The organism is Ulvibacter sp. 2305UL32-6 (assembly GCF_058148545.1).
The window spans coordinates 278,671-290,609 of sequence record NZ_JBYVKA010000003.1 but is presented as its reverse complement, the minus strand read 5'-3'; the positions used below and the strand labels follow the sequence as shown (position 1 = coordinate 290,609).

At 36.3% G+C, this 11,939-nt stretch carries 12 protein-coding genes; 4 read left to right on the top strand and 8 right to left on the bottom strand.

Annotated elements, in window-relative coordinates:
• The 5 genes from ACY2RU_RS11060 to fbp all read right to left on the bottom strand — a co-directional run bounded on the left by ACY2RU_RS11060 (position 1) and on the right by fbp (position 4,520).
• Complete coding sequence (locus ACY2RU_RS11060) at positions 1-1,521, bottom strand: ATP-binding response regulator (protein WP_490138521.1); 1,521 nt, start codon at positions 1,519-1,521, stop codon at positions 1-3.
• Positions 1,518-2,009: a Rab family GTPase gene (locus ACY2RU_RS11055; protein WP_490138520.1), complete on the bottom strand. Its 492-nt coding sequence runs from the start codon at positions 2,007-2,009 to the stop codon at positions 1,518-1,520. Before ACY2RU_RS11055 ends, ACY2RU_RS11060 begins: the two co-directional genes overlap by 4 nt.
• Before the next feature lie 249 nt (positions 2,010-2,258).
• Positions 2,259-3,089, bottom strand: coding sequence for a cell envelope biogenesis protein OmpA (locus ACY2RU_RS11050; RefSeq protein WP_490138519.1), 831 nt, complete (start codon positions 3,087-3,089; stop codon positions 2,259-2,261).
• 14 nt (positions 3,090-3,103) lie between these two features.
• Positions 3,104-3,451: a fructose 1,6-bisphosphatase gene (locus ACY2RU_RS11045; protein ID WP_490138518.1), complete on the bottom strand. Its 348-nt coding sequence runs from the start codon at positions 3,449-3,451 to the stop codon at positions 3,104-3,106.
• A 64-nt stretch (positions 3,452-3,515) separates the two neighbouring features.
• Positions 3,516-4,520: a class 1 fructose-bisphosphatase gene (gene fbp, locus ACY2RU_RS11040; RefSeq protein ID WP_490138517.1), complete on the bottom strand. Its 1,005-nt coding sequence runs from the start codon at positions 4,518-4,520 to the stop codon at positions 3,516-3,518.
• Between the two features lie 82 nt (positions 4,521-4,602).
• Here fbp and ACY2RU_RS11035 point away from each other — a divergent pair, with 82 nt between their 5' ends.
• Genes ACY2RU_RS11035 through ACY2RU_RS11025 form a run of 3 tightly spaced genes read left to right on the top strand, consistent with a single transcriptional unit; the run spans position 4,603 to position 8,200 of the window.
• Positions 4,603-5,079, top strand: coding sequence for a GNAT family N-acetyltransferase (locus tag ACY2RU_RS11035; RefSeq protein WP_490138516.1), 477 nt, complete (start codon positions 4,603-4,605; stop codon positions 5,077-5,079).
• Complete coding sequence (locus ACY2RU_RS11030; RefSeq protein ID WP_490138515.1) at positions 5,076-6,332, top strand: aspartate kinase; 1,257 nt, start codon at positions 5,076-5,078, stop codon at positions 6,330-6,332. The genes ACY2RU_RS11035 and ACY2RU_RS11030 overlap by 4 nt, the downstream gene beginning before the upstream one ends.
• Before the next feature lie 47 nt (positions 6,333-6,379).
• Entirely contained in the window at positions 6,380-8,200 is a 1,821-nt protein-coding gene (locus ACY2RU_RS11025) for a GNAT family N-acyltransferase (RefSeq protein WP_490138514.1), read from the top strand.
• A 70-nt stretch (positions 8,201-8,270) separates the two neighbouring features.
• Here the strand turns inward: ACY2RU_RS11025 and ACY2RU_RS11020 are convergent, their stop codons facing one another.
• The gene (locus ACY2RU_RS11020) at positions 8,271-8,726 is read right to left on the bottom strand and encodes a hypothetical protein (protein WP_490138513.1); all 456 of its coding nucleotides are present in this window, start codon (positions 8,724-8,726) and stop codon (positions 8,271-8,273) included.
• 100 nt (positions 8,727-8,826) lie between these two features.
• Positions 8,827-9,243 carry a hypothetical protein gene (locus tag ACY2RU_RS11015; protein WP_490138512.1) on the bottom strand — a complete coding sequence of 139 codons (417 nt, stop codon included), beginning with the start codon at positions 9,241-9,243 and terminating at the stop codon, positions 8,827-8,829.
• Positions 9,244-9,538: 295 nt separating this feature from the next.
• Here ACY2RU_RS11015 and ACY2RU_RS11010 point away from each other — a divergent pair, with 295 nt between their 5' ends.
• The gene (locus tag ACY2RU_RS11010) at positions 9,539-10,744 is read left to right on the top strand and encodes an aspartyl protease family protein (protein ID WP_490138511.1); all 1,206 of its coding nucleotides are present in this window, start codon (positions 9,539-9,541) and stop codon (positions 10,742-10,744) included.
• A 182-nt stretch (positions 10,745-10,926) separates the two neighbouring features.
• Here ACY2RU_RS11010 and ACY2RU_RS11005 read toward each other — a convergent pair whose 3' ends face one another.
• Positions 10,927-11,895 (bottom strand): YitT family protein, encoded by a 969-nt coding sequence (locus ACY2RU_RS11005; RefSeq protein WP_490138510.1) that lies wholly within the window; start codon positions 11,893-11,895, stop codon positions 10,927-10,929.
• Positions 11,896-11,939 lie beyond the last annotated feature (44 nt).

Genomic DNA, 11,939 nt, shown 5'->3' with positions numbered 1-11,939 from the left:
TTAGCTTTTTAAAACGCTTTCAATCATATTGAAAAGCTCTTTCTTCGAATAGGGTTTAGGTAAGAATGCATTAGCACCAGCGCTGAGTGAACGTTCTTGTTCGTTGATCATGGTACTTCCACTAGCCATTAATATAGGTGTATTTTTGATTTGCTCAATCTCGTGATTTCTTAACTGCTCAATAAAAGAGAGTCCTTCCATGTCTGGCATGGTCATTTTTACGATGATGACATCATACTTTTTGGCATTTAAAAACTTGAGTGCTGTACTGGCTGTATCAGCGATTTCAAAGTGATAGCCTTTTTGATTGTTTAAGAACATTTTCATAAAGAGCATTTGGTTGATCTCTTCATTTTCTACAATTAAGATACGCTTACTCATCATAATTCCAGAGCCCTTAGGAACTGATTTCCGCTTCGGTTTAACATCACGCACTTCAAAGGGAAGCGTAAGATGAAAAGAAGTGCCTTGATTCTCTTTGCTTGAAACCGTGACGTTACCGTTGAGTAAATTCACTAAATCTTTTACTATTTTAAGACCGAGGCCTTGTCCAACAGGCTTAATTTTATCAAGTTCTAATTGATAATAAGAAGAAAAGATCTCTTGAATATCTTCTTCTGAAATACCAACGCCCGTGTCTGATATCGCAATATTAATGTAGGCTTCTTCGTCTTTTCCGACTTTGTTGTCTAAACCAATATGACAGGAGATACTTCCTTCTGTCGTGTTATTATATGCGTTTTCTATCAGGTTAAATAGAATCTGGTTGAGCCTTACAGGGTCTCCTTTCAGTTTTGTGGGAACATTTTTGGCGGTTTCTATCTTTAGTTCAATAGGCTTGGTTCCATATTTTATTCCGAAATGATTCTGGATATTATTTAAAATGTGGCCAAGATTAAAATTCACATGTTTTACATCTTTAATACCTCGCTCAATTTTTGAAATATCTAAAAGATCGTCCATGAGTACTTTTAAATGGGTACCCGTTCTTTGCATAACCAAAAGCGTTTCTTTTTGATCGTAATCAAGTTTTGTATTGTTGAGAATATCCATAAAACCCAGTAGATTGTTTAATGGATTTCGGATCTCGTGATTTAAATGAGCTAGAAAATTGTTTTTAAACTCCTCTTTGGCTATAAGTAAATTTCTTTCAAAAGAGAGTTTGTGTTTTTGAATGGAAGACTCATTTTTCTCCTGAACTAAAGGATGTGAATCTTTATAATGTGACGTAAAATCAAATAGTACGACAAAAACCGAAGATCCGTTAGGAATTAGTTCTATATCGACAATGAGATCTCCTTTTTCTGTTTCGATGTTAACGCAGGGAAAACGCACTGTTTCTTCCAACGAATCTAACATAGCTTCAATGCCCATAAAGAATGGATGCACATCGGCAAGCGGTTTTTTACCAGCAAGCGTTATAAGAGTGTTTTCGCTTGAAATAATAATTCCATTGGTATCTACTTCGACCACTTGAATTTTGGTCTTTACCATGGTGTCTTTTATGGATTGAGGAGTCATTGGCCAACCATTGCTTTAGTTAATTCTAGAAATACATCTTCTACATGTTCGCCTGTTTTGGCGCTTGTGAAATAGCAATCCTTAAAACGTTCGGAATCAAAAAAAGCACGATGTGCATCATCAATAAGTAAATCACTTTTATTCCCAATGATACAAACGGGAATATTACTAAAATGCTCTGCTAAATATGTCTTTTCTGCTGCCAGTTGCTCGTAGGTTTCTTGTCGGCTTACATCAAACACATACAGAAAGCCATGACTTCCTAAGAGATATGATTTTCGGGCTTTATCGATAGTTGTGTTGCCTTCAATATCCCATATAATGAGCGTTACCTTTTCATCGTGAAGATCTATTTCCTTTTTCTTTACATGAACACCCACTGTAACGAGGTAATCTTCACTAAAAGCACTATCAACATATCGTCTAATGAGGCTGGTTTTACCAACGCCAAAATGACCTAGGATGACAATTTTTTTAGTTTGCGCCATGTTTGTGTAATTTATGTAAAAATAGTTAATTTAATTGAAATTAGTTTTAAACTATCATTCCTCTGCTCGGCTCTAAGGTACAGTTCTAGCATCTTAAAAGCATCAACGTTACTGTTGTTATAAAGAAACAGTTTCTTGACGATATAGGATCTTTAATCCCAATATTATTTATCACATTTGTCTAAACACCTATTCTAGATTGATAATTGTTTGTAAACTAAAATGTTATATCAAAGATTTTTAAAGAGGCTATTTTTTTCCTTGTTTCCATTTGCTAAAAAAGCTTTTTAGGATCTCATCGGCTGCATCACGAGTAAGATTAGCAATTCGCGGAGAGAGTTTTTTTGACAATTTAAACAATTTATTCTCGAGTGTATTTTCAAACGAACGCGTATATGTGCCAGAACATACTGCAGCAATATAATAACTGTGAAAATTTTGAATATGAATACTATAAAGTTCATATTCAATGTTTTCTAAATTTTGATTTCCTCCTTCAAAAGCATCTTCAACAAAACTTTTAATAGCTGTTAGCATACCTGAGATCATATCTTCGTCAATCATGGTTGTAGTACTATGACTGCCTAACAAAATACCAGAACCTTTTTGAATAACAAAAACCTCATTAACCAAAGGGGTGTCGATTTCAGAAAGCATAAGGTCGCTTTCTTTTACACCCGTAAATCGGGCGCGTATTTTTCGTTTAAGGGAAATCAATGAAAAGGTATTATTTACTTTTTTATTGATTGTTTCTGAAAGCAATTTGATCTCATTTTGGACGTATCGCTTGATCATTTTTCCCATGATTGGGTACAATGCTTCCACAACTTGATCTTGTGAGTTTGCGATCTGTTCTTTAAGTGTCTTTGTGATGGTTGGTCCTAATGTCTCCGGAATACTAGCAATAAAAGCATCTAATTTTTCTTGAATAATAGGATCTACTTTTTTTGAAAGTTTTTCCCGCTTTTCAATGGTGTCAGAAATGGTTTCAATACGCTGATGTATGGCGTTAGCGACTTCCCTGTCGTCAATTAACAGGATGTCCCTAAGAAGCTGTAATTTATCTTCTTCTTCCACCATTTAAAAAAGTGTTGTTACGAGCCGATCTTCTCGCCTAGATTAATGAGCAATTTACTTAATTGCTTTCGGTCTACTTTTTCTTCAGTAAGGGCTTCGGTTTTCGCATTTAGCGAATCCTCTAGGTCGGTAATACGAATATTTACATCGGTACTCAAAGAATCAATAGATTGCATCAATTCATTTCGAACCTCATCAATATAATTTTCGAGCTGCTGCTTTTGCGTGTCGATCTCCTTTTTTAAGGTCTCAAACTCACTGTTGTATTGTTGAATATTTTCTCCAAAAATGAGGTTTTTTATTGCTTCAATTTTTGATGACGAATCAACAACATTTTCAGGCGCGGAGGTATTTTTCTTACTCATTTGATTGTATTTGGATTAGTAAATGTAAATAAAAATTAACAACCTTGTAAAATGGCAGCCAATTTTAGGCGTTCTGCATAAATTCTTCAGCCTTTTCCACCATTTTTTTACTTCCGCAGAAAAAAGGGACACGTTGATGTAATTTAGTGGGCTGGATATCTAAAATGGGGTTAAACCCGTCGCTCGCCTTTCCTCCAGCTTGTTCGGCTAAATACGCCATAGGATTACATTCGTATAACAAACGCAATTTCCCGTCGGGATCCTTTGATGTATTTGGGTAGATATAAATACCGCCTTTTATCATATTCCTGTGAAAATCAGAAACTAACGAACCTATATAACGCGCTTTATAAGGTCTATTTTCCTCCTCTTTTTGACAGTATTTAATATAATTTTTCACGCCCTGAGGGAAATGAATATAATTTCCTTCATTAACAGAATAAATATCCCCATCAAGAGGATATTTCATATTGGGGTGTGACAAATAATAGGTTCCAATTGCAGGATTTAATGTAAATCCGTTGACACCGTGACCGGTAGAATAAACGATCATAGTTGAGGTTCCGTATACAATATAACCTGCTGCTACTTGTTTGTTTCCAGGCTGTAGAAAATCCTCGATCGTAACAGGTGTTCCTGACGGCGTCACCCGACGATAAATACTAAAAATAGTACCAACCGAAACATTTACGTCTATATTAGATGACCCATCTAAGGGATCCATTAGCACAACATACTTGTTGTCATTCTTTTTATTTCGTCCAGTAATGGTAATAAAATCATCTTCTTCTTCACTGGCAATTCCACAGACGATCTCACGGTTAGTGAGTGTTTTAATAAAAACCTCATTTGCATAAACATCCAATTTTTGCTGATCTTCTCCCTGAACATTTGTTTCTCCAGCGGCGCCCAGAATATCAACAAGCCCAGCCTTATTTACCTCGTGATTTACAACTTTGGCGGCTAAACGAATAGAATTGATCAAACGAGATAGCTCTCCCGAAGAATATTGAAACTCACTCTGATTTTCAATAATAAATTCCCCCAATGTTTGGTTCTGTTTTGGCATAATCTTGTTTTGCTATGAATTTCAGGCAAATATCGGGATTTTTAAGAAATTGAACCGATATTTGTCTAGTAAAAGCAAACCAATGTCTGTACACCTTAGAAAGGCTATAAAAGCCGACATGCCTCAGGTTTTAGAACTCATTAATGAATTGGCCGTCTTTGAGAAGGAGCCAGATGCTGTAGAAGTGACCGTTGCTGAACTTGAACAAAACGGGTTTGGAGAAAATCCATTGTTTACCTGCTTTGTTGCTGAAGAGCAAACACAGATCGTAGGAATGGCGCTGGTCTACTTCCGATTTTCAACATGGAAGGGTAAAACGGTGCATTTAGAAGACCTCGTTGTAAGAGAAACCCATCGCGGAAAGGAAATAGGCACCTTATTATATACCGAAGTGTTGAAATATGCCAAGGCAAATGGCGTGCGTCGTGCTGAATGGATCGTGCTTAACTGGAATAAAGGCGCCATCAAATTTTATGAGCGCAGCGGTGCTGTTTTTCATAAAGATTGGTATTTGGTGGAAATGAATAGAACTAGAATTGATCAGTATTTAGAATCATGAAAATATTTAAATTTGGTGGCGCATCAGTCAAAGATGCGGAAGGCGTAAAAAATATAGCGACCGTTTTAAAAGTGTGTAACGAGAAAGATCTTGTCGTGGTAATCTCGGCCATGGGGAAGATGACCAATGCTTTAGAAGAAATCGTATATCACTACACAAAACAAACGGGCGAGGTTTCGGTCGCAGTAACGGCTGTTTTTGATTATCATCAAACTATAATGAAAGCGCTGTTTCCGAATGCTTCGCATGCTGTCTTCGGAAAGGTAACGAGCCTTTTTAAGAAACTTCAGCACTTTTTAGAAAATAACAAGTCGACCAACCACAGTTTTGTTTATGATCAGATCGTTTCTTTTGGCGAACTAATTTCCACAACGATTGTATCCGACTTTCTTGCTGAAGAAGACATAAAAAATACTTGGTTAGATGTGCGTAACTGTATTGTCACAGACAATAATTATCGGGACGGAAAAGTAGCTTGGGATGTAACCCAAAAAAACATCGTAGCGCAAGTTTCCAGAAAAGGAATCACAGTCACACAAGGATTTCTAGGTGCTGAGGAAAATAATAATTTTACAACCACCCTAGGGAGAGAAGGAAGCGATTATACTGCAGCCATCTTCGCCTATTGCCTCGATGCAGAAGATGTTACCATTTGGAAAGATGTGCCAGGTGTTTTAAATGCAGATCCGAGACATTTTAGTAAAACTACCTTGCTCAATCATATTTCATATCGAGAAGCGATTGAAATGGCCTTTTATGGAGCTTCCGTAATTCATCCAAAAACGCTGCAACCCCTGCAGCGAAAGGAAATTAAATTATATGTCAAATCCTTTTTAGACCCAACGGCTCCTGGAACTTGTGTTGGAAAGGGTGTTGCCCTTGATCCAAAGATCTCTTGCTTTATTGTAAAAAAGAACCTGGTGCTCATCTCCCTGTCTTCGCTTGATTTTAGTTTTATGGTAGAAGACCATATTGGTGATGTTTTTAAATGGCTTCATCAATATAAAATGAAGGTTGAAATGAACCAAAACTCAGCTATTAGCTTTTCGGTTTGCGTCGATAATAAATACAATAAATTGGAAGAATTGCTCGCCAAACTTCGGTCAACGTTTAAAGTGAAATGGAACGAAGGTGTGACGCTTTATACTGTGCGGCACGCCCTTCCGAAGGAAATTAAAGCCTTATCTCAAGATAAAACAGTACTTCTTAAGCAGGAAAATCGTGATACTGTGCAACTTGTGGTTAAAGAATAGTTGGATGTGTTTGCCTATATTTGTGATACCAAAAATGGTAAAATCTCATGGGATTAGTCACAGCTAAAGAAGTTGCTAAAGCGATCAAAGTCGATAAGTTCGGCGTTTTGGGAACTTTTATGAGTTGGACACTAATGAAAGTGCTCAATATCTCTACCATGAACAAGATCTATGACAGGAATAAACACTTGAGCGATCTTGACTTCATAAATGCGCTATTGGATGAATTAGAGGTTAATTTTGAAATTCCAGAGGAAGATCTAAAGCGCATTCCCAAAACGGGTCCGTTTATAACTATTTCAAACCACCCATTAGGTGGTATTGATGGTATTTTATTGCTAAAGCTAGTTTTAGAGAAGCGAACCGATTTTAAGATCATGGCTAATTTTTTACTGCATCGCATCGAGCCTCTTAAGCCGTATGTAATGCCAGTGAATCCGTTTGAAAACCGAAAAGACGCGAAATCGAGTGTTGCGGGTTTTAAAGCGGCAATTTCGCATCTTCAGGAAGGGCATCCTTTGGGGATCTTCCCAGCAGGAGAGGTCTCAACCGATAAAGATGGAAAACTTGTTGTTGATAAACCCTGGGAAGCTGCAGCTATGAAATTGGTTAAAAAAGCCAATGTACCAGTTGTTCCTATATATTTTCATGCTAAGAATAGTAGTTTTTTCTACCGTCTGGCGAAAATGAGCGATACACTGCGTACGGCGAAGTTACCTTCAGAATTATTGACACAGAAGGATCGTGTGATCAAGGTTCGAATTGGAAATGCAATTTCGGTGGCAGACCAAGCAGAGCACGTTGAAATGGACGATTTTACTGAATTTCTTCGGAAGAAAACATATATGCTTTCGAATCCTTTTCAGAAGAAAAAATTATTGGAAAATATTCCAAAGACAATTAAAATTCCGAAGCCTCCGAAAAAAATTGCGGGTCCGGTATCGGTAGCTGCCATGGAAGCCGAAATAGCGGTGCTTTTAGCAGATGGCAAGCGTTTATTACAAAGCAAGAATTATGAGGTCTATCTCGCTTCTGCGGAAAAAATGCCCAATATTCTGCGAGAAATTGGTCGGCTGCGCGAAATTACCTTTCGGGAAGTAGGCGAAGGAACCAACAATTCATTGGATCTTGACCAGTTTGACACGTATTATCACCATATGTTTTTGTGGGATAATGAAGCCAAAAAACTGGCCGGTGCCTATCGTATGGGACTAGGATCAAAGATTTTTGAAAAGTACGGGATCGACGGATTTTATTTACAAGACTTGTTTCGATTTGAACCCGAATTGTACGATATGATGAGCAAATCAATCGAGATGGGTAGGGCTTTTATCATTAAAGAATATCAACAACGCCCAATGCCTTTATTTCTGCTTTGGAAGGGTATTGTGCATACAACGTTGCGTTTTCCAGAACATCGATTTCTGATTGGAGGCGTAAGTATTAGCAATAAGTTTTCAGACTTTTCAAAATCGTTGATGATCGAGTTTATGAAATCGAATTATTACGATCCTTATGTGGCGCAATACATCAATCCGAAGAAAGAGTATAAAGTCAAATTAAAGGATGCCGACAAAGATTTTATCTTTGACGAAAGTGAAGCAGATCTCAATAAATTTGATAAAATAATTGACGAGGTGGAGCCGGGTAGTTTGCGTTTGCCTGTATTGATAAAGAAATATATCAAACAGAACGCCAAAGTAGTAGCGTTTAATGTCGATCCGCTTTTTAATAATGCGGTTGACGGCCTTATGTATATTCGTATTGCAGATCTTCCTGAAAGCACAGTAAAACCTGTGATGGAAGAATTTCAAGCAGAGCTTGAGAAAAAGTATGCAAGTGGGAATCTTCCGAAGGAAGAAGAATAAAGAAACCCGCACAAGCTCCTTACTTCCTGCACGGGTTCTTAACTAAAAACTCAATTTGGTTGGTTAGTAATTATTCGTCGTCATCAACGCTTTCCATGCGTTTTTTGTAAAATATTATACGTTGGTTTACAGCTGATAGTGTATATCCTGGTGTCTTTTTATATGCTGCATGAACGTGTTTCGGTCCAAGTTTTTCGTTTCCTTTACTTTTTAACATCGCTTTTTCCAACGAGGCCATTTCACCTAAAAAATTAGCTACAGCTCCAGAAGATAAAATGCTAACTATTTGCTCGTTCTGAGATTGTTTGGAGATACTTCGCGCATACGTATTTAATTTTTTACAGTTATTAGCTTGTTGCTTACAAGCATCGATCTCTTTTTCTACTTTACTGACCTGATTGGTCATATAGGTCCATTCTACTTCCGTGTAGCCGTCGGGTACATTTGTGAGTTCCTTTCCTGAATTTTGACTGATAGCAAGTGCTGGAATAAGCAGCAAGGCAAATAAATAAACTATTTTTTTCATGATCTTTAATTTATGAGGTTATCTAATTATATTTCAAAACTAGTTTATTATGAGGGCATTAGCTTATATGAAAACGCGGAGGTGTCAAATATGTATGAATTCATAGAGCATCCCAAAGGAGGAAGAAAAACACAGCCAAAAAGAAGACCCAGATCAAGGTTGCAATGATGGCTATAAGCAAATCGAAGTAGCGATGTTTCGGTTTGATAAGCAGCATTGGAATAGCAAGAAAAACACCTCCCAAGACACCACTAATCATCAGGGTTATAGCAAATATCATTAATAAACCAGAGTCTTTTCCGGAGAAAATATAATTCAAGGCATTGCTATCACCTGTATAATTTTTCTTAATCCGAAGAGAAAGTAATCCGTAAGCGCCAAAAACAAACGGAACATACCAAACGAGTACATATTGCACGAGTTCGGTTTCAGACATACTATCGAAATTAAAAACGTAGAAGTATACGAAGATGGCAAGACCCATCAATAAACAGGCGATATAGAATGCTTTTCTCATAAGAAGACATATTAGAAAAGCGAAACTATTTTAAATAAAGGAGATAAACCTCTATGAAATAATAGATTTTTTTATTGAAATATAGTTTTCAAGAAGCGATTTATGAATTTAGTTAATGATAAATTAAGAAGAAGCACTCTTTGCAAAGCAAAATATCTTGATATGTATTGGCGGTAAGCAAAAATAAGCACAGGCAACCCTTTCTATTTTTTTTGCGTCTATTAAAATGATGGGATAAAACAAATCTTACTTCCCAACTAAAAATCATTAATAAATTCAAACAAAAAAAGTAATTATGAGATTAACCAAACTAATCTATTCACTATTTGTATTCACTTTATTGTCTAGTTGTGCAGGTGCTAAAATTAATAAAACACTTAAGCAAGGAAGTATAGTTCAGAAAGAATTTAAAGTTACTGTTCCGTTTGAATACCGCAATGGGATTATTATCGTCAAAGTAACTATTCAAGACGAGATTTACGACTTTATTTTAGATACCGGAGCCTCTAATGTACTATCAAAAGAATTAGCAGACATACTACAAGTTATACCATTGGGCAGTGAAAAAGTGGGCGATATCCATAATAAAAGCAAACAACTTGAATACGCAAAAATAGCTGATATCCAAATTGGAGGCATTAATTTTCAAGAAACGATTGCTGCCATAGCAGATTTCAATAGTGGCGAACTTGCCTGTTTAAATGCCGATGGTTTTATTGGTTCTAATTTAATGCGGTTTGCGGTTTGGGACTTCGATTTTAAAAATCAATTAATTACGATAACAGATGATGAAGAGAAATTGAATGTTCCTTTAGATGCTATAGAATCAAAAATGTTTATTGGTGAAGCTGCTAGTGTGCCATCTATAATTTCTCATGTAAATGGGGAAAAAGTATTAAATAATAAAATTGATTTAGGTAATAGTTCAAACGCACATTTATCGTATGCTACTTTTTTAGAGCAAAAGAAATCTAAAAAAATTAGTAAGTATAAAGAAGGCTCTGGTTATCGCGGTATTGGTATGTACGGTAAAGGAGATAAAAGAAAGGAGTATTCGGTAAAAATTGACCAAATAAAAATTGGGAACAACATTATAAAAGACAAAGTAATGGTGGTGAAAAATGGCAAAACAAACCTAGGAATTTCATTTTTTAAAAATTATAGATTGATTTTGAATTGGAAGTCAAAAAGACTCAAAATGGTTAAACAAAGTGCTTCTCTTAATACGGAATTGAACCATTTTGGTTTTTACCCTAGTTTTAATGGTAACAAATTATTTGTGGATTTTATATATAATGATACTGAAGCATCAAAAGTATTACAATTTGGAGACCAAGTATTACGAATGAATAATATTGATTACATCCAGCTCACTAATGAGGAAAAATGCGATTTTTTTAAGACAGGTATTATATCAAAAGAGATTGATGAAATAGCGATTAAAGTATTGAGGAATGGGGCAGAATTAGAATTTCAGTTAAAAAAAGTTAGATCCCTTTAAACAATCACAAGCCCTAACAGCTAACAATGGCTATAAGTAATTGCTTATTCTTGACTACTTTTGAAAATTCTCGCGGATTTTTAATGTGGAATTTACGTGCTAAGCCACAACTATTCATAGCCGAGGCCAATCTAAGCTAGGCAGTTATATTGTTAGGATCCATTGGTGTTAAAAGTATAAAACTATTTTAATGGGCGTTTTTTGATCATTCCTCCTTTAGCATCTTTGATACTTTGCATGATCAAAAACGCATTTGGATCTACTTTGTCAACTTCGGTTTGAAGTCGTGCCAATTCTAATCGGGTGATTAAGGTATAAATGATATCGGTCTCTTTAAGTCGATCTCCACGTTTTCCGAAGCCTCTCTTACCATTATATATTGTACAACCACGTCCCATTTTTTCAATAATAGCGATACGAATTTCTTCACTTTGCTCTGAAATAATAGTAACGCCCACATACTCTTCTATTCCCGAAACAACAAAATCGACCGTTTTGGATGCTGCGAGATAGGTAAGCATAGCGTACAGTGCAACCTCAACCGAAAATATATAGGCGGCCACCCCAAAAATAAGCACATTGAAGAGCAGAATTACGTCTCCAATGGTTAGTGAAGTCTTTTTACTAATATAAATGGCAAGCACTTCCGTTCCATCAATAACAGCTCCTCCACGAATCGCGAGTCCGATACCAGCACCCAAAAAGAAGCCGCCAAAAACAGCGATGAGAAGTTTATCGTCTGTGATAATTGGAAGTTCAATAAAATGGACAGACACTGCCAGGATCACTATGCCAAAAAGACTTCGAAATGCGAATTGTTTCCCAATGGTTGAATAGCCAATCAAAATAAACGGAGTGTTTATGATCACTAAGAATAGTGCAAGTGACCACCCCGTAATTTCAGCAAGTATGAGCGAAATTCCTGTGACACCACCATCAATAAATGCATTAGGGAGTAAGAATCCTTTGAGTCCGATACTCGCACAAAGAACTCCGAGTAAGATCAATACAGTTTCTTTTACAAGATGTATAAATTCTACCTTTGTTTCAGAAAATGCTTTTGCAAAGGATTTGCTAGGCTTGGATCCATCGCGGTGATCCTGCCTGTATTTGGTGATATCCTCAAGTAATTTCTGAAAAAATGCATGCATCGTTTTCTATAAATTAGTTTATACGAAACTACTAAAAAATAAGT

Excerpts from the sequence above, each read along its gene's own strand:
- ACY2RU_RS11060 (WP_490138521.1), bottom strand. The coding sequence starts at position 1,521 with ATGACTCCTCAATCCATAAAAGACACCATGGTAAAGACCAAAATTCAA.
- ACY2RU_RS11055 (WP_490138520.1), bottom strand. The coding sequence starts at position 2,009 with ATGGCGCAAACTAAAAAAATTGTCATCCTAGGTCATTTTGGCGTTGGT.
- ACY2RU_RS11050 (WP_490138519.1), bottom strand. The coding sequence starts at position 3,089 with ATGGTGGAAGAAGAAGATAAATTACAGCTTCTTAGGGACATCCTGTTA.
- ACY2RU_RS11045 (WP_490138518.1), bottom strand. The coding sequence starts at position 3,451 with ATGAGTAAGAAAAATACCTCCGCGCCTGAAAATGTTGTTGATTCGTCA.
- fbp (WP_490138517.1), bottom strand. The coding sequence starts at position 4,520 with ATGCCAAAACAGAACCAAACATTGGGGGAATTTATTATTGAAAATCAG.
- ACY2RU_RS11035 (WP_490138516.1), top strand. The coding sequence starts at position 4,603 with ATGTCTGTACACCTTAGAAAGGCTATAAAAGCCGACATGCCTCAGGTT.
- ACY2RU_RS11030 (WP_490138515.1), top strand. The coding sequence starts at position 5,076 with ATGAAAATATTTAAATTTGGTGGCGCATCAGTCAAAGATGCGGAAGGC.
- ACY2RU_RS11025 (WP_490138514.1), top strand. The coding sequence starts at position 6,380 with ATGGGATTAGTCACAGCTAAAGAAGTTGCTAAAGCGATCAAAGTCGAT.
- ACY2RU_RS11020 (WP_490138513.1), bottom strand. The coding sequence starts at position 8,726 with ATGAAAAAAATAGTTTATTTATTTGCCTTGCTGCTTATTCCAGCACTT.
- ACY2RU_RS11015 (WP_490138512.1), bottom strand. The coding sequence starts at position 9,243 with ATGAGAAAAGCATTCTATATCGCCTGTTTATTGATGGGTCTTGCCATC.
- ACY2RU_RS11010 (WP_490138511.1), top strand. The coding sequence starts at position 9,539 with ATGAGATTAACCAAACTAATCTATTCACTATTTGTATTCACTTTATTG.
- ACY2RU_RS11005 (WP_490138510.1), bottom strand. The coding sequence starts at position 11,895 with ATGCATGCATTTTTTCAGAAATTACTTGAGGATATCACCAAATACAGG.